This is a genomic window from Caulobacter sp. UNC279MFTsu5.1, assembly GCF_900114015.1.
GTDB lineage: Bacteria > Pseudomonadota > Alphaproteobacteria > Caulobacterales > Caulobacteraceae > Caulobacter.
In genome coordinates, this window is the sequence record NZ_FORN01000005.1 from 66908 (window position 1) to 84896 (window position 17989).

Consider the following 17989-nt stretch of genomic DNA (forward strand, 5'->3'; position numbering starts at 1 on the left):
CGCCGATCCGGGACCGACGCGTGAACTCAGAGCTCCCGGCGGTCCCGGGTTTTCGCTTCGCTACGCCCGGGATGACAATGTTGGGTGAGGGTGTCGCTCCATGACCCCCAGCCCCGCCGCCGCCCCGACCCTCTCCGACCTGATCCAAGCCGAGGCCCAGCGCTTCGTCGCCGAGCACCCTCGCTCCTGCGCCCTGTCGCGGCAGGCGGCGCAGGTCTGGCGGGGCGGGGCGCCGATGCACTGGATGACCGACTGGGCCAGTCCCAGTCCGGTGTTCGCCGCCCAGGGCGTGGGGGCCCAGGTCACCGACGTCGACGGCCTGCTCTATGACGACTTCTGCCTGGCCGACACGCCGGCCATGTTCGGCCACGGCCAGGAGGCGGTGGCCCGGGCGATCGCCGACCAGGCCCGGCGCGGGACCGGGTTCATGCTGCCGACCGCCGCGGCGGTGATCGTCGGCCGGCTGCTGGCCGAGCGCTTCGGCTTGCCGCTGTGGCAGGTGGCGACAACGGCCAGCGACGCCAACCGCGCCGCCATCCGCTGGGCGCGGGCGGTGACCCAGCGGCCGGTGATCCTGGTGTTCGACGGCTGCTACCACGGCATGGTCGACGACGCGTTCGTGACGCTGAAGGACGGCCAGCCCGTCATGAAGCCCGGCCTGCTGGGCCAGGTCCACGACCTGACCGTCACCACCCGCGTGATCCCGTTCAACGATCCCGAGGCCCTGGCCGCCGCCCTGGCCCCCGGCGACGTCGCCGCCGTGCTGGCCGAGCCGGCCATGACCAATTGCGGGATGATCCTGCCGCAGCCGGGCTTCCTGGAGGCGATGCGCGACCTGACCCGCCGGGCCGGGACCCTGCTGGTCATCGACGAGACCCACACGATCTCGACCGCCCCCGGCGGCTACGCCCGCGCCCATGGCCTCGAGCCGGACATGCTGGTGATCGGCAAGGCCGTCGGCGGCGGCGTGCCGGCCGCGGTCTGGGGCGTGAGCGCCGAGCTCTCCGAGCGGATGGACGCCGCCGCCGCCCGCGTCGGACCCGGCCAGTCGGGGATCGGCACCACCCTGTCGGGCAACGCCCTGGCCCTGGCCGCCATGCGGGCCATGCTGTCCGACGTGATGACCGACGCCGCCTACGGGCGGATGCTGGCCGGGGCCGAGCGGCTGATGACCGGCCTGCGCGCGGTGATCGCCGCCCGCCGCCTACCGTGGTCGGTGGTCCATGTCGGGGCCCGGGTCGAGCTGGTGTTCGCCGCCGCGCCGCCGAAAAACGCCGCCGCGATGCGCGAGGCGCTGGACGACGAGCTGCGGCATGCGCTTCATCTGTGGCTGATCAACCGAGGGGTGCTGATCGCGCCCTTCCACACCATGATGCTGGTCTCGCCGGTGACGCAGGACGCGGCGGTGGACCGACTGGTCGCCGCGGTGGACGGGTTCGCGGCGGCGCTGGAGGGGCTGAGCTAATGATAGGTGCGCACAGGAACACCCTCTCCCAGAGGGAGAGGGAGGGGCCCGCCGCGAAGCGGTGGGAGGGTGAGGGGTTACGCTCTTACCGGCGTGCCGGCACGCCGTCGGACACCCTACCCCCTCACCCTCCCACGTTCTTCGAACGCGGGCCCCACCCTCTCCCCATGGGAGAGGGGTTTGGAGGCCGACGCCCATGACGCTCCCTTCGGTCGCCGATCCCCAGGAGTGCCGCGACTTCCTGGCCGCCCATCCGCAGGTCAAGTACGTCGACGTGTTCTTCACCAGCATGACCGGCGTGCCCCGGGGCAAACGCCTCCGGGTCCACGAGCTGCAGGCGATCTACGACTACGGCCGCTTCCTGCCCGGCTCGATCCTGGTGGTCGACACCAACGGCGCCGACTGCGAGGACACCGGCCTGGTCTGGGAGGACGGCGACGCCGACCGCCGGGCGCGGCCGGTGCCGGGAACCCTGACCCTGGCCCCCTGGCTGGGTCCGGACATGGCCCAGGTGATGCTGTCGCTGTACGAGCTGGACGGCGCGCCCAACGACCTGGACCCGCGCCATGTGCTCAAGCGGGTGCTGGACCGCTTCGCCGCCGACGGCCTGACGCCGGTGGCCGCCTGCGAGCTGGAATATTACCTGGTCGACCAACAGCGCGGCCCGGGCGGCGAGCTGCTGCCGGCCCGTTCCCATCAGACCGGCGAGCGGCCGAGCGGCATCCAGGTCTACGGCCTGCCGGAACTGGAGGCCCACGCCCCGTTCCTGCGCGAGCTGTGGGACGTCTGCGACGTGCTGGGCGTGCCGCTGGAGGGGGCGATCTCGGAGTTCGCCCCGGGCCAGGTGGAACTGACCCTCAAGCACAAGCCCGACGCCCTGGAAGCCGCCGACGACGCCCTGCGCTACAAGCGGGCCGCCAAGGGCGTGGCCCTGCGCCACGGCTGCGAGGCCACCTTCATGGCCAAGCCCTGGGCCGACCAGGCCGGCAACGGCTTCCACGTCCATGTCAGCTTCAACGACGCCGAGGGCAAGAACCTCTGCGCCGCCGACGATCCCGAGGGCTCGGCCCTGCTGAAGCACGCGATCGGCGGCATGAAGGCGCTGATGGCCGACTGCATGGCGATCCTGGCCCCCAACGCCAACAGCTATCGCCGCTTCAAGGCCAACAGCTACGCGCCGGTGGCCCCGACCTGGGGCGTCAACAACCGCACGGTGTCCTTGCGCGTGCCGGCCGGCCCGCCGCCGACCCGGCATGTGGAGCACCGCGTGGCCGGGGCCGACGCCAATCCGTACCTGGTGCTGGCCGCGCTGCTGGCCTGCGCCCACCACGGGATCAGCAACCAGATCGATCCGGGCCCGGCGGTGGTCGGCGACGGCTACGCCGCGGCGGCCAAGGAGAAGATCCGCCTGCCGACCGACTGGTACGCGGCCGTCAACCTGTTCGAGGCCTCCGACGTGCTGCGCGACTATCTGGGCGAGCGGTTCGTGGAGATGTTCGTCTCGGTCAAGCGCACCGAGCAGGCGCGCTTCGGCGAGGTGGTCACGCAGCTGGATTATGACTGGTATCTGCGCAACGCATGAGGGCGGGGCGTGAAATGTGGAGTTGAAGTGGAATGAGGAAGTAGCCTGCCTTTTCGTTGTCATCCCGGACGAAGCGCGCAGCGCGAAGATCCGGGACCGATGCGTGAACTCAGGCGCTTCCGGCGGTCCCGGATCGGCGGCCCTTCAGGCCTTGTCCGGGATGACAGGTTCTTTGGGTTGCTGAGATCATCCGTCACCAGACGAATTCAAGGGGAGACACCTAGCCATGAGCACCAACCGCATTCTCGGCACCCGCCGCTCGCTGCTGACGGCCATGGGCGCCGCGGCCATCGGCATCAGCTTCACCGCCTGCGGCCAGAAGCCCGCGGGCGAAGCCGCCAAGTCGGCGAGCGGCGAAGAGCCCAAGCTGAACTTCTACAACTGGGACACCTATATCGGCGAGACGACCCTGGCCGACTTCAAGAAGGCCACCGGCGTCGACGTCAATATGAGCCTGTTCGCCACCAACGACGAACTGTTCGCCAAGCTGAAGGCCGGCAACGCCGGCTACGACGTGATCGTGCCGTCCAACGAGTTCGTCACCCGCATGGGCCAGGCCGGCATGCTGGAGCCGCTGGACCACGCCAAGATCCCCAACATCAAGAACATCGATCCGGCCTTCCTCGACCCCGACTACGACAAGGGCCGCAAGTTCTCGATGCCCTACACCTGGCTGGTGCTGGGCATCGGCTATCGCAAGAGCAAGGTGCAGGGCGTTCCGGACAGCTGGAAGTACCTGTTCGACAGCGCGCAATACAACGGCCGCATCGCCCTGCTGTCGGAAAGCGCCGACCTGGTGCGCCTGGCCGCCAAGTACAAGGGCCACAGCGTCAACAACATCCCGCCCGAGTTGGTCAAGGAAATCGAGGCGATGCTGATCAAGCAGAAGCCCTATGTGAAGGCGTTCCACGACGACAACGGCCAGGACATGCTGGTGGCCGGCGACGTCGACCTGGTGCTGGAATACAACGGCGACATCGCCCAGGTGATGAAGGACGACCCGGACATCGACTTCGTGATCCCCAAGGAAGGATCGCTGATCAATTCCGACACCCTGTGCATCCCCAAGGGCGCGCCGCGACCGGACAACGCCCACAAGTTCATCAACTACCTGCTGGACGCCCAGGCCGGGGCCGAGATCTCCAAGACCATCCTCTACCCGACCCCGAACGCGGCGGCCAAGGCGCTGATGCCGCCGGCCTATCGCGACAACAAGGTGATCTTCCCGCCGGCCGACATCATGTCCAAGTGCGAGTACGGGGCGTTCGAGGGGGCCGAGAAGGCCAGCCTGTACGAGGAAGTCATCACCAAGGTGCGGGCGGCTTAGGGGCGGAACGATGCTGCTCCCCCTCTGGGGGAGCTGTCGCGAAGTGACTGAGGGGGTCTTTCGGCCCAGGCCGCGCCGGCCCCCTCAGGCCCTTCGGGCCACCTCCCCCAGAGGGGGAGGATCTGTTGAAGAGGACCTTCCATGGAGCAGAGCTGGAAACAGGCTAAGGCCGTCTTCGCCGCGGCGCTCAGCGCGCCGCTGGTGTGGCTGGTGCTGTTCTTCCTGATCCCGCTGGCCATCGTCTGGGCCTACAGCTTCGGCCACAACGAGGGCCTGACCCAGATCGCCATCACCGGCACGTTCAAGAACTACGCCCGGGCGATCGAGCCGCTGTACCTGAAGATCTTCCTTAAGTCGGCCTGGGTGGCGGCCCTGACCACCGGCCTGTGCCTGGTGATCGGCTTCCCGGTCGCCCTGGCCATCACCTTCGCCTCGCAGAAAGCCAAGGCCTGGCTGCTGCTGCTGATCATGCTGCCGTTCTGGACGAACCTCCTGATCCGCACCTACGCCCTGATCGCCGTGCTGCGCAACGAGGGCTACATCAACAAGTCGCTGGAGGCGGTCTGGACCCTGGCCGGCAGGGTGCTGCCCCTGGCCCCGTTCCAGCCGCTGGAGATGATGCACACCAATTTCGCGGTGATCGTCGGCCTGGTCTATGTCCACCTGCCTTTCATGGTGCTGCCGCTGTATTCGGCGCTGGACCGGCTGGACAAGTCGCTGCTGGAGGCCAGCCTCGACCTGGGGGCGGGCCACATGCGCACCCTGTTCAAGGTGGTCGTGCCGCTGGCCCTGCCGGGCATCGCCTCGGGCGTGCTGATCACCTTCATCCCGGCGCTCGGGGCCTACCTGACCCCCGACCTGCTGGGAGGGCCCGACAGCCAGATGATCGCCAACGTCATCGAGCGCCAGTTCAAGCGCGCCAACGACTGGCCGTTCGGCGCGGCCCTGTCGTTCCTGCTGATGTACCTGACCTTCGTGGCCATCGCCGTGCAGGCGCTGTTGAGCAAGGGCAGGAAGGGGGCGGCGGCATGAGGGCGTTCAGCGGCCGGACGCCCCCTCCGTCACGAGGCTTCGCCTCGCGCCACCTCCCCCGTTGCACGGGGGAGGAGATGGTCGGCGCGGTTTCCTCCTCACCCGCGAAGCGGGGGAGGTGGCGCGCCGCGAATACGCGGCGTGACGGAGGGGGCGTCCAATGACCAAGCTCCGCAAATCCCCCCCCGGCCCCCTGGAATACCTCCGCCGCTGGCAGATGCAGGCCTGGCTGGCCGCCGTGGGCGTGTTCCTCTACGCGCCGCTGATCGCCCTGATGGCCTTCAGCTTCAACGACAGCCGGCGCAACATCGTCTGGAAGGGCTTCACGCTCAAATATTACGACAAGGCCTTCCACGACTCGTCGCTGATCGAGGCCTTCGCCAACTCCCTGACCATCGCCGCCCTGTGCACGGTGCTGAGCGTGGCCCTGGGGGCCATGGTCGCCCTAGTGCTGTGGCGGTTCCGCTTCCCGGGCAAGACGGTGCTGGACGGGGCCCTGGCCCTGCCGATCGTGGTGCCCGAGATCTGCATGGGCGTGGCCATGCTGGTGTTCTTCGCCAAGGTCCTGCCCTGGCCGGTGGGCCTGCCCTGGCCGTTGAACCTGGGGGCCATCACCATCGCCCACGTGTCGTTCTCGTTCCCGTTCGTGGCCGTGGTGGTCCGGGCCCGCATGGCCAGCTTCAACCGCGAGATGGAGGAGGCGGCCCGGGACCTGGGAGCCGGCGAGTGGCGCACGATCAAGGACGTGATCCTGCCGCACATGGCCCCGTCGCTGGTGGCCGGGGCCCTGCTGGCCTTCACCCTCAGCCTGGACGACTTCGTCATCACCTTCTTCACTTCGGGGCCGGACACCGTGACCTTCCCGGTCAAGGTCTATTCGATGGTGCGCTTCTCGGTGACGCCCGAGGTCAACGCCGCCTCGACGATCCTGATCGCCCTGACCGTGATCCTGACCGCCGTGGCGCTGAAGCTGCAGGGCGACCCGGCCGGCGTGGCCGGGCACGGGGAGAAGCCATGAGCCGCCGGACGCCCCCTCCGTCACGAGGCTGCGCCTCGCGCCACCTCCCCCGTTTCACGGAGGAGGAGACCATGCCGCATCCTCCCCGTCCGCAAAGCGGGGGAGGTGGCGCGCCGCGAATACGCAGCGTGACCGAGGGGGCGTCCCACGGCCTCTCAACGACTGAATTCGACGTGTCTCGGGGGCAGACGACGTGAGCGACAACCAACCCATCATCACCTTCGAGAACGTCACCAAGCGCTTCGGCAAGATGGTGGCCGTCGACGACGTCTCGCTCAGCATCCACGAGGGTGAGTTCTTCTCGCTGCTGGGGCCGTCGGGCTGCGGCAAGACCACCCTGCTGCGGATGCTGGCCGGGTTCGAGACCCCGACCGAGGGCCGCATCCTGATCGACGGCCAGGACGTCTCGACCATTCCGCCCAACAAGCGGCCGGTCAACATGGTGTTCCAGTCCTACGCGGTGTTTCCGCACATGAGCGTGGCCGACAACGTCGCCTACGGCCTGATGGTCGACCGGGTCGGCAAGGCCGAGCGCGACCGGCGGGTGGAGGAGGCGCTGGACCTGGTCCAGTTGCACGGCCTGGCGGGGCGCAAGCCCGACCAGCTGTCGGGCGGCCAGCGGCAGCGCGTGGCCCTGGCCCGGGCCCTGGTCAAGCGGCCCCGCGTGCTGCTGCTGGACGAGCCGCTGTCGGCCCTGGACGCCAAGCTGCGCGACCAGATGCGTACCGAGCTGTGCACCCTGCAGGAGAAGGTCGGGATCACCTTCATCATGGTCACCCACGACCAGGACGAGGCCCTGGCCCTGGCGTCGCGCTGCGCGGTGATGAACCGCGGCGTGCTGCAGCAGGTGGCCGGGCCCAGCGACCTCTACGAGTTCCCCAACAGCCGCTTCGTGGCCGATTTCATCGGCAGCGTGAACCTGTTCGAGGGCGTGCTGGCGGTCGACGAGCCCAGCCACGCGGTGGTCAAGTCGCCGGACCTGGACTGCGACATCTTCCTGGACCACGGCGTCACCGGCGCGCGCGGCGGCACGGTCTGGGCGGCGCTGCGGCCCGAGAAGATCGAGCTGCACAAGCGCCCCGACGGCGGCCCGCCGCCCAACATGGGCGACTGCCCGCTGGGCCAGAACGCCGTCGCCGGGGTGATCAGGCACGAGGCCTATCTGGGCGGGGCCAGCGTCTACGAGGTGGAGATCCAGAGCGGCCGGCGGATCAAGGTCACCCGCCCCAACCTGACCCGCTGGGACCAGGAGGACTTCAAGCTGGGCGAGGCGGTGTGGCTGGGCTGGCATGCGTGCTCGCCGGCGGTGTTGCTGTCGTGACCTCCGTGGCTCACGCCCTTGCCCCCACCTGGCCGCTGCGCAGCCTGTCCGCCCCCATAGGGGGCGGAGCCTCGGCGCTCTTCCCCCTATGGGGCAAGACGACCGCGAAGCGGTCCGTAGGGGGCAAGTGATCCATGACCCGCCCCGTCGCCGGGATCATCTGCTGCACCCGCACCGTCGGGATCGAGCCGGCCCAGGCGGTGATGAACCGCTATGTGGCCGGCGCCATGCAGTATGCCGACGCCGCGGCCCTGCTGGTGCCGTCGATGCCGCAGCTGATGAAGGCCTCGGAGGTCGCGTCGAGGCTGGACGGCCTGATGCTGACCGGCAGCCCGTCCAACCTCGACCCCGCCCTCTACGGCCAGGACGTGGCCGACGCCCCCGGCCCGTTCGACGCGGCGCGCGACACCATGACCGCCGACCTGATCCGGGCCATGCTCGACCTGGGCCGGCCGGTGTTCGGGGTGTGCCGGGGCTTCCAGGAGATCAATGTCGCGTTCGGCGGCACGCTGCGGCGGGACATGGTCACGAGCGATGAGCTGATCGCCCACCACGCCTCCGACGAGGTCGATTTCGACGGCATGTTCGACCACGAGCACCGCGTCGACCTGACCCCCGGCGGCGTGCTGGCGACGGCGTTCGGCGCCGAGGCGGCCACCGTCAATTCCGTGCACTACCAGGGCGTCGACCGGCTGGGCGAGGGCCTGGCCGTCGAGGCCCGCGCCCCCGACGGCGTGGTCGAGGCGGTGTCGGCGACCGTCAACGCCGCGCCGGTCCTGGCCGTCCAGTGGCATCCCGAATGGAAAACCGAGCAGAACTCGCAGAGCCAGGCGTTCTTCCAGCTGTTCGGTCGGGCGCTGCGGGGCCAACCCCTTGTTCCGCTCATCCCGGCGAACGCCGGGACCCAGAGGGCGGAGCGCTGAGGTGGGGTCCTTGAACGCAGCGCCCGTCCAGCCCGCCCCGGCGCCATAGGATCCAGGTCCCGGCGTTCGCCGGGATGAGCGGATTTTACAGAACAAGAAAAGACCAGGAGTAACCCGATGACCGCCCCGATCCGCAACCACGACATCGCCGAGCTCAAGCGCCTGGACCTGGCCCACCACCTGCCGGCCCAGGCCGACCACAAGGTCATCGCCCAGCTGGGCGGCAGCCGGATCATCACCCGGGCCGACGGCGTCTACATCCACGACGGCGAGGGCCACCAGATCCTCGACGGCATGGCCGGGCTGTGGTGCGTCAATGTCGGCTACGGCCGCGAGGAGCTGGCCAAGGCGGCCTACGACCAGATGCTGGAGCTGCCCTACTACAACACCTTCTTCAAGACCGCGACGCCGCCGCCGGTCAAGCTGGCCGCCAAGATCGCCGAGAAGATGGGCGGGCGCCTGACCCACGTCTTCTACAATTCGTCCGGCTCGGAGGCCAACGACACGGTCTTCCGCCTGGCCCGCCATTACTGGAAGCTGAAGGGCCAGCCCGACCGCAAGGTGTTCATCAGCCGCTGGAACGCCTATCACGGCTCGACCGTGGCCGGCGTTTCGCTGGGCGGCATGAAGCCCATGCATGCGCAGGGCGACCTGCCGATCGCCGGCGTCGAGCACGTGATGCAGCCCTACCAGTTCGGCGAAGGCTTCGGCGAGGATCCCGCCGCCTTCCGCGATCGCGCCGTCAAGGCGATCGAGGACAAGATCCTGGAGGTCGGGCCGCAGAACGTCGCGGCCTTCATCGGCGAGCCGGTGCAGGGGGCGGGCGGGGTGATCATCCCGCCGGACGGCTACTGGCCGGCGGTCGAGGCCCTGTGCCGCAAATACGGGATCCTCTTGGTCTGCGACGAGGTGATCTGCGGCTTCGGGCGCCTCGGCCAATGGTTTGGCCACCAGCACTACGGCATCCAGCCCGACATGATCGCCATGGCCAAGGGGCTGTCGTCCGGCTACCTGCCGATTAGCGCCGTCGGCGTGGCCGACCACATCGTCGCCGAACTGCGCGAGAAGGGCGGCGACTTCATCCACGGCTTTACGTACTCCGGCCACCCGACCGCCGCCGCCGTGGCCCTGAAGAACCTGGAGATCATCGAGCGCGAGGGCCTGGTCGAGCGCACCCGCGACGACACCGGCCCCTATCTGGCCAAGGCCCTGGCCAGCCTGAACGACCACCCGCTGGTCGGCGAGACCCGCTCGCTGGGCCTGATCGGGGCGGTCGAGATCGTGCGCGAGAAGGGCACCAACCACCGCTTCCTCGACAAGGAGGGCGAGGCCGGGCCGATCGTCCGCGACCTGTGCATCGCCAACGGCCTGATGGTCCGCGCCATCCGCGACAGCATCGTCTGCTGCCCGCCGCTGATCATCACCCACGCCCAGATCGACGACCTGGTGGGGATCATCAGGAAGTCGCTGGACGCGGCCGAGCCGATGCTGCGGGCGTTGAAGCCGGAGGCGGCGGGATGAGTACGACCGCCTATCAACTGTCATCGTGGGATGGCAGGGCTGTGTGCCTGTCCATTGCGCCATGAGCCTTCTCCCGCAAGGGGAGAAGGGTAGAGTCGTCTTCGCCTTTGACCGCTTCCCTCAGACCCCCCGGGTGTCATGAAGTACAAAGAAAAGAAATCCAAGCCCGCCCCCAAGACCACGCGCGGGGTCGCCTCGCTCGACGACGCCAAGGACTGGTTCGCGCGGCAGAACATCGAGGAGATCGAGTGCGTCGTGCCCGACCTGGCCGGCGTGGCGCGGGGCAAGATCATGCCGGTGCGCAAGTTCCTGGGCGCGCCGTCGATGAACCTGCCGCTGGCGGTGTTCTACCAGACCATCACCGGCGACTTCCCCGAGTTCGAGGGGGCGGTGAACGCGGTGCAGTCGGACACCGACATCTTTCTGACCCCCGACCTGGCCACCCTGGCCGTGGTGCCCTGGGCCCAGGACCCGACCGCCCAGGTGATCCACGACGCCTTCCACCCCGACGGCCGGCCGGTCGAGGAGAGCCCGCGCCAGGTGCTGCGCCGGGTGGTGGCCCTCTATCGCGAGAAGGGCTGGGAGCCGGTGGTGGCGCCGGAGATCGAGTTCTACCTGGTCGACAAGAACACCGACCCCGACTACCCGCTGAAACCGCCGATCGGCCGTTCGGGAAGGCCCGAGACCGGCCGCCAGGGCTATTCGATCGCGGCGGTCAACGAGTTCGACGCCCTGTTCGAGGACATGTACGAATATTCCGAGCGCCAGGGGCTGGAGATCGACACCCTGATCCACGAGAGCGGCGTGGCCCAGATGGAGATCAATCTGCGGCACGGCAATCCGCTGGAGCTGGCCGACCAGGTGTTCATGTTCAAGCGCACCATCCGCGAGGTGGCGCTGGAGCACGAGATCTACGCCACCTTCATGGCCAAGCCGATGGCCGCCGAGCCCGGCAGCGCCATGCACATCCACCAGTCGATCCTGGACCAGGACGGGAACAACCTGTTCTCCGACCCCAAGACCGGCGACGCCACCCCGCTGTTCTACGCCTTCATCGCCGGCCAGCAGCGCTACCTGCCGGCGATCATGGCCATACTGGCGCCGTACGTGAACAGCTACCGGCGGATCGCCCGCGACAGCGGGGCGCCGGTCAACACCCAGTGGGGCTACGACAACCGCACCTGCGGCCTGCGGGTGCCGCCGTCCGACCCGGCCAACCGCCGGCTGGAGAACCGCATCCCCTCGTCGGACGCCAACCCCTACCTGGCCATCGCCGCGGTGCTGGCCACCGGCTATCTGGGCATGCTGCACAGCCTGACCCCCACCGCCCCGGTCGACACCGACGCCAGCGCCCGCGGCATCGAGCTGCCCCGCAGCCTGCTGGAATCGGTGACCCTGTTCGAGGAGGCCAAGCCCCTGGTCGACATCCTGGGCGCCACCTTCTGCGCCGCCTACGCCACGGTGAAGGAGGCCGAGTACGAGACCTTCATGCGCACGATCAGCCCGTGGGAGCGGGAGTTCCTGCTGCTGAATGTGTGAGGTCTCGAAGTCACCTTCTCCCAGAGGGAGAAGGAGGGGCCCGCGACGAAGTCGTGGGAGGATGAGGGGTTACGCCGCCAGCCGGCGTGCCGGCGCGCCGTCGAACTCACCACCCCCTCACCCTCCCATTGCTGGCGCAATGGGCCCCTCCCTCTCCCCATGGGAGAGGGGGCTATGAACGCCGGCCATCCGCCAACCTCCTGGTACGCCGCCACCGCCACGCCGTTCCCGACGCTGCCTGAGCTGCAACAGGACACCCGGGCCGACGTCTGCGTGGTCGGCGCCGGCTATACCGGCCTGGGCGCCGCGCTGGAGCTGGCGGCGCGCGGGGTCTCCGTCGTCGTCCTCGAGGCCGCCCAGGTCGGGTCCGGCGGCTCGGGGCGCAACGGCGGCCAGGTCCATGTCGGCCAGCGCAACGACCAGGCCTGGCTGGAGAAGGTGGTCGGCCGCGACGACGCCCTGGCCCTGTGGCGGATGAGCCAGGACGCCCGCGCCCACCTGCTGGCCCTGATCGCCGAGCACCAGATCGCCTGCGACTTCCGCCCCGGCATGATCCACGCCCGCCACCGCAAGGGCGGCGAGGCCGAGGACGCGGCGCACATCGAGTTCATGCAAAGCCGCTACGGCTACGACCAGCTGGCCCTGATCGCGCCGGACGCCCTGGCCCACGAGCTGGGGACGGACGTCTATCACGGCGGCCTGGTCGACCGTGGCGGCGGCCACCTGCATCCGCTGAACCTGGCCCTGGGCATGGCGCGGGCGGCGTTGACGGCGGGGGCGGTGATCCACGAGCGGACCCGGGCGGTGGCCTGGCGGCGCGAGGGCGGGGCGATCGTCGTTGAGAGCCCCCGGGGCAAGGTGACCTGCGACCAGCTGATCCTGACCGGCGACGGCTATCTGGACGACCTGGCCGGCGGCGCGGCCCGGGCCCGGGTGATGCCGATCAACAACTTCCTCCTGGCCACCGAGCCGTTGGGCGAGCGGGCCGACGCGATCATCCGCTCGGGCGCGGCGGTCGCCGACAGCCGGTTCGTGATCAACTATTTCCGCAAGAGCCCCGACGACCGGCTGATCTTCGGCGGCGGCGAGAACTATCGGCCCGGCTTCCCCCCGGACCTGAAGGCCTTCGTGCGGCGGCACATGCTGAAGGTCTATCCCGGCCTGGCCGACGTGGCCGTGACCCACGCCTGGGGCGGGACCCTGGGCATCACCGTGCACCGCGCGCCGTTCGTCCGCGAGCTGGCCCCGGGGGTGCGGATCGCTGCCGGCTATTCGGGCCAGGGGGTGATGCTGGCGCCCTGGTTCGGCAAGCTGCTGGCCGACGCGGCCCTGGGCGAAGGGCAGGGCATGGCCCTGCTGGCCCGCCTGCCGACCCCGCCGTTCCCCGGCGGCCGGCTGCTGCGCTGGCCGCTGACCGTGGCGGGGCTGAGCTGGTATGCGCTGCGGGATCGGATGTGAGGATCGTGGCTCACCTTCTTGCCCCCACCTGACCGCTTCGCGGTCTGTCCGCCCCCAGAGGGGGCGGAGCCTCGCGCTCTTCCCCCTGTGGGGGAAGACGGTCGCGAAGCGACCCGTAGGGGGCAAGTGGTCGCCGCGCCGAGCGTCGCCGATTGACTCCGGGAACGCCCCGCCATCCCATCCCCCCATGACCACCACCACCACCGAGCCTTCCGGCAGCGTCGCCACCGCCCTGGCCAACGGCCAGCGGCTGCTGGGCGTCGACCCGCGGCTGGCGGTCGAGCAGGCGCGGGCGATCCTGGAGGCCGTGCCGCGCCACGCCGAGGCGACGCTGATCCTGGCCGCCGGCCTGCGGCTGTGCGGCGACGTCGCCCAGGCCCTGCGGGTGGTCGATCCCCTGGCCCGGGCCTTCGCCCAGGCGCCGCCGATCCAGCTGGAGCATGGCCGGGTGCTGGCCGCCGCCGGCCACACCCAGGCCGCCGTCGCCGCCTTCAAGCGGGCGGTCGCCGCCGATCCCGACCTGGCCGAGGCCTGGCGCGGTCTGGCCGAGGCCTTCGAACTGCTGGGCGACGAGGCCGGCGCCCAGGCCGCCCGGGCCCGGCAGATCAAGGGCGGGGTCCGCGACCCGGTGCTGATGACCGCCGCCGCCGCCCTGGTCGACGGCGAGCCGGGCAAGGCCGAGAAGGTGCTGCGCGACCTGCTGCGGACCCGCCCCGACGAGCCGGCCGCGATCCGCATGCTGGCCGAGGCCGTCGCCCGGCTGGGCCGCGAGGCGGAGGCCGAGGGCCTGCTGCTGGACTGCCTGAAGATCGCCCCGACCTTCACCGGCGCCCGCTACAACCTGGCCACCCTGCACTACCGGCTGGGGCGCTCGCCGGAGGCCCTGGCCCAGCTGGATCTGTTGCTGGCCGACGAGCCGCGCCATCCGGGCTACCTGAACCTGAAGGCCGCCTGCCTGGCGCGGATCGGCGAATATCATCCGGCCATCGCGATCTACGAGGAGGTGCTGGCCCGCCATCCCCAGCAACCCAAGGGCTGGATGAGCTATGGCCATGCCCTCAAGACCGTCGGCCGCTCGGCCGACTGCGCGGCCGCCTACCGCAAGGCCGTCGACCAGGCCCCGTCGCTGGGCGAGGCCTGGTGGAGCCTGGCCAACATGAAGACCTACCGCTTCGACGCGGCTGACCTGGCGGCGATGGAGGGCCAGCTGGCCCGCGCGGACCTCGCCGAGGACGACCGCCTGCACCTCGACTACGCCCTGGGCAAGGCCCACGAGGACGCCGGTCGCTACGCCGAATCGTTCGCCTGCTACGCCCGCGGCGCGGCGCTGCGGCGGACCCAGGTCCCCTACGACCCCGCGGTGATGACCCGGCACGTGGCGCGCAGCAAGGCGGTGCTGACGGCCGACCTGTTCGCCGTGCGGGCCGGCCAGGGCTGCCCCGCGCCCGACCCGATTTTCGTCCTGGGCCTGCCGCGCGCCGGCTCGACCCTGGTCGAGCAGATCCTGGCCAGCCACTCGGCGGTGGAGGGCACGATGGAGCTGCCCGACATCACCTCGATGGCCCGGCGGCTGAAGGACGAGTCGCCCTATCCCGAGGTGCTGGCCACGCTGGACGGCGACGCCCTGCAGGCCCTGGGCGAGGAGTTCCTCGAGCGCACCCGGGTGCAGCGCAAGACCGACCGGCCGCTGTTCATCGACAAGATGCCCAACAACTGGGCCCATGTCGGGCTGATCGCCCTGGCCCTGCCCAACGCCAAGATCATCGACGCCCGCCGCCACCCGATGGGCTGCTGCTTCTCGGGCTTCAAGCAGCACTTCGCCCGCGGCCAGAACTTCAGCTACGGCCTGGAGGACATCGGCCGCTACTACGCCGACTATGTGGAGCTGATGGCCCATGTCGACGCCGTGCTGCCCGGCCGCGTGCACCGAGTGATCTACGAATCGATGATCGAGGATCCGGAGGCCCAGATCCGCGCCCTGTTGGCCTATTGCGGCCTGCCGTTCGAAGAATCGTGCCTGAATTTCCACGAAAACGACCGCGCCGTGCGCACCGCAAGCTCAGAACAGGTGCGTCGTCCCATCTTCAAGGACGCGGTCGAGCATTGGCAAAACTACGAATCGTGGCTGGACCCGCTGAAGACCGCGCTGGGGCCGGTCCTGTCCAGTTATCCCGCCGCGCCTGAATTTTGATCAGGCGCACAGAACCCTGCCATTTCTGCAACAGTCGGCCGAATTGACGTTCGTTTGAATTTTGCTTCTTGCGGGCGCAAATCAGCCAGAAGAGCATCGTTCTCCGAACAGTTCGGGGAGCCGACATGACGTCTACCACGCGTACCAAGACCGCCCTTTCGAAGGGCGGCCTGCTGACGACCGCGCTTCTGGCCTCGTCCATGCTGACGGCGGTCGCCGTCCACGCACAGACCCAGGCTCCTCAAGGCGCGCCCCAGGGGGCGGTGGCCCTGGACGAGGTGGTGGTCACCGCGCAGAAGCGCTCGGAAAACCTGCAGGACGTGCCGGTCAGCATCCAGGCCCTGGGCGAGGCCAAGCTGGAGCAGCTGCACGTCGCCAGTTTCACCGACTATGTGAAGTACCTGCCCAGCGTGTCGTTCCAGACCACTTCGCCGGGCTTCTCCAACGTCTATTTCCGCGGCGTGGCCAGCGGCGGGGACGGCAACCACTCCGGCTCGCTGCCCAGCGTCGGCGTCTATCTGGACGAACAACCGGTCACCACCATCCAGGGCGCGCTGGACATCCACATCTACGACATCGCCCGGGTCGAGGCGCTGTCGGGGCCGCAGGGCACGCTGTACGGCGCCAGCTCCCAGGCCGGCACCCTGCGCATCATCACCAACAAGCCCAGCACGGCTGGCTTCAAGGCCGGCTACGACCTGGAGGCCAACACCATCGCCCACGGCGACCAGGGCTATGTGGCCGAGGGCTTCGTCAACCAGCCGATCAGCGACAAGGTCGCCGTGCGCCTGGTCGGCTGGGCCGAGCACCAGGGCGGCTATATCGACAACGTCGCCGGCTCGCGCACCTATCCCACCTCGGGGATCACGGTGAACAACGCCAGCCGCGTGAAGAAGGACTACAACGACGTCGACCTCTACGGCGGTCGGGCGGCGGTCAAGATCGAGGCGGGCGACAACTGGGTGATCACGCCCCAGGTCATGGGCCAGGTCGAGAAGGTCGGCGGGCTGTTCGCCGAGGACCGCAGCCTGGGGGCGCTGAAGGTCGCCCACTACTATCCGGAGACCTCCAAGGACAAGTGGTGGCAGGCGGCCATGACCGTCGAGGGCAAGGTCAGCAACCTCGACGTGGTCTATGCCGGCTCATACCTCGACCGCGACGTCGACACCCGCCAGGACTACACCGACTACTCGTTCTTCTACGACACCCTGGCCGGCTACGGCGCCTACTGGACCGACGACGCGGGCAATCCGGTCGACCCGTCGCAGTACATCATGGGCCACGACGCCTATATGAAGCTCAGCCACGAGCTGCGAGTCTCGACCCCGCAGGAATACCGCTTCCGGGTGGTCGGCGGCCTGTTCTACCAGCGCCAGACCCACGGCATCCACCAGAACTACCGGATCGACGACATCGGCGACTCGATCTCGGTGCCGGGCCATCCAGGCACGATCTGGCTGACCGAGCAGAAGCGCGTCGACCGCGACAGCGCCGCCTTCGGCGAAGTGGCGTTCGACATCACCGACAAGCTGACCCTGACCGGCGGCATCCGCTTCTTCAAGTCGGACAACAGCCTCAAGGGCTTCTACGGCTACGGGGCCGGCTACGGCTCGACCGGCGAGAAGGCCTGCTTCGCCGGCCCGGAGATCGAAGGCGCGCCCTGCACGAACCTCGACAAGCGGGTCAAGGAGAACGGCAACAGCAAGAAGGTCAACCTCACCTACAAGATCGACCCCGACAAGCTGGTCTATGTCACCTATTCCGAGGGCTTCCGGCCCGGCGGCATCAATCGCCGCGGCACCCTGCCGCCGTACCAGTCGGACTTCCTGAAGAACTACGAGTTCGGCTGGAAGACCAGCTGGGCCGACAACCGCTTCCGCTGGAACGGCGCGGTGTTCCACCAGACCTGGGACGACTTCCAGTTCTCGATCGTCGGGGCCAACGGCCTGACCGAGATCAAGAACGCCGTCTCGGCCGAGATCGACGGCGCGGAGACCGACTTCAGCTTCGCGATCAAGCACGGCCTGACCCTGAACGGCGCGGCCACCTATATCGACGCCAAGCTGAAGGGCACCTATTGCGGCAAGGTCGACCCGACCACCGGCAAGCCGATCACCAACTGTCCGGTCGACCTGGACAACTATCCCGAACGCGCGCCGGACGGCCAGCGCCTGCCGGTCACGCCCAAGTTCAAGGCCAATCTGAACGCCCGCTACGAGTTCGACCTGGCGGGCTACGACGCCTTCGTCCAGGGCGGGATCGTCGGCCAGACCGACGCCTGGGCCGACCTGCGCACCTTCGCCCGCGAAGTGCTGGGCAAGCAGGCCGGCTACATCACCACCGACCTGTCGGCGGGCCTGGGCCGCGACAGCTGGACCTTCTCGGCCTATGTCGTGAACCTCAACGACAGCCGGGCCAGCCAGACGCGCACCACCGAATGCGTCGAGGCCGTCTGCGGGGCCGAGGTCTATTCCGTGCCGCTGCGGCCGCGGACCATCGGGGTGAAGTTCGGGCAGAAGTTCTGATCGCCGCGAGGCCCCCTCAGTCGCTTCGCGACAGCTCCCCCAGAGGGGGAGCATCTGCGCGGCGTTGCTCCTCCCCCTCTGGGGGAG

The 17989-nt window shown here is 69.2% G+C and carries 12 protein-coding genes and 2 pseudogenes; 12 read left to right on the top strand and 2 right to left on the bottom strand.

Going from position 1 to position 17989, the window contains the following annotated elements; genetic code table 11:
- The first annotated feature begins 100 nt into the window (after window positions 1–100).
- Window positions 101–1465 (top strand): aspartate aminotransferase family protein, encoded by a 1365-nt coding sequence (locus tag BM066_RS04005; RefSeq protein ID WP_018061946.1) that lies wholly within the window; start codon window positions 101–103, stop codon window positions 1463–1465.
- Between the two features lie 21 nt (window positions 1466–1486).
- Here the strand turns inward: BM066_RS04005 and BM066_RS26840 are convergent.
- Window positions 1487–1581, bottom strand: a pseudogene (locus BM066_RS26840) (hypothetical protein); the annotation flags it as partial.
- Between the two features lie 80 nt (window positions 1582–1661).
- Here BM066_RS26840 and BM066_RS04010 point away from each other — a divergent pair.
- The 3 genes from BM066_RS04010 to BM066_RS04020 all read left to right on the top strand — a co-directional run bounded on the left by BM066_RS04010 (window position 1662) and on the right by BM066_RS04020 (window position 5406).
- Window positions 1662–3047, top strand: a complete 1386-nt coding sequence (locus BM066_RS04010) for a glutamine synthetase family protein (protein WP_018061945.1) — start codon at window positions 1662–1664, stop codon at window positions 3045–3047.
- Window positions 3048–3273: 226 nt separating this feature from the next.
- Window positions 3274–4374 carry an ABC transporter substrate-binding protein gene (locus BM066_RS04015; protein WP_018061944.1) on the top strand — a complete coding sequence of 367 codons (1101 nt, stop codon included), beginning with the start codon at window positions 3274–3276 and terminating at the stop codon, window positions 4372–4374.
- 141 nt (window positions 4375–4515) lie between these two features.
- A complete protein-coding gene (locus BM066_RS04020) occupies window positions 4516–5406 on the top strand; it encodes an ABC transporter permease (protein WP_018061943.1) in 891 nt (296 codons plus the stop codon).
- Between the two features lie 94 nt (window positions 5407–5500).
- On the opposite strand, the pseudogene BM066_RS26845 reads toward BM066_RS04020, so the two are convergent.
- Window positions 5501–5563: pseudogene (locus BM066_RS26845) on the bottom strand (hypothetical protein); the annotation flags it as partial.
- A 3-nt stretch (window positions 5564–5566) separates the two neighbouring features.
- Between BM066_RS26845 and BM066_RS04025 the strand changes: the two are divergent.
- From BM066_RS04025 to BM066_RS04060, 8 genes are all read left to right on the top strand, one after another.
- Window positions 5567–6424, top strand: a complete 858-nt coding sequence (locus BM066_RS04025) for an ABC transporter permease (RefSeq protein WP_018061942.1) — start codon at window positions 5567–5569, stop codon at window positions 6422–6424.
- A gap of 250 nt (window positions 6425–6674) precedes the next feature.
- Complete coding sequence (locus BM066_RS04030; protein WP_255367471.1) at window positions 6675–7745, top strand: ABC transporter ATP-binding protein; 1071 nt, start codon at window positions 6675–6677, stop codon at window positions 7743–7745.
- 134 nt (window positions 7746–7879) lie between these two features.
- Window positions 7880–8668 (top strand): gamma-glutamyl-gamma-aminobutyrate hydrolase family protein, encoded by a 789-nt coding sequence (locus tag BM066_RS04035; RefSeq protein WP_018061940.1) that lies wholly within the window; start codon window positions 7880–7882, stop codon window positions 8666–8668.
- A gap of 117 nt (window positions 8669–8785) precedes the next feature.
- Complete coding sequence (locus tag BM066_RS04040) at window positions 8786–10189, top strand: aspartate aminotransferase family protein (protein ID WP_018061939.1); 1404 nt, start codon at window positions 8786–8788, stop codon at window positions 10187–10189.
- Window positions 10190–10327: 138 nt separating this feature from the next.
- Window positions 10328–11728 carry a glutamine synthetase family protein gene (locus tag BM066_RS04045; RefSeq protein WP_018061938.1) on the top strand — a complete coding sequence of 467 codons (1401 nt, stop codon included), beginning with the start codon at window positions 10328–10330 and terminating at the stop codon, window positions 11726–11728.
- Between the two features lie 174 nt (window positions 11729–11902).
- A complete protein-coding gene (locus BM066_RS04050) occupies window positions 11903–13186 on the top strand; it encodes an NAD(P)/FAD-dependent oxidoreductase (protein WP_018061937.1) in 1284 nt (427 codons plus the stop codon).
- A gap of 187 nt (window positions 13187–13373) precedes the next feature.
- On the top strand, window positions 13374–15377 hold the full coding sequence (locus BM066_RS04055) for a tetratricopeptide repeat-containing sulfotransferase family protein (RefSeq protein ID WP_089924487.1): 2004 nt from the start codon (window positions 13374–13376) through the stop codon (window positions 15375–15377).
- Window positions 15378–15502: 125 nt separating this feature from the next.
- Window positions 15503–17902 (top strand): TonB-dependent receptor, encoded by a 2400-nt coding sequence (locus BM066_RS04060; RefSeq protein ID WP_018061935.1) that lies wholly within the window; start codon window positions 15503–15505, stop codon window positions 17900–17902.
- Window positions 17903–17989: the final 87 nt, after the last annotated feature.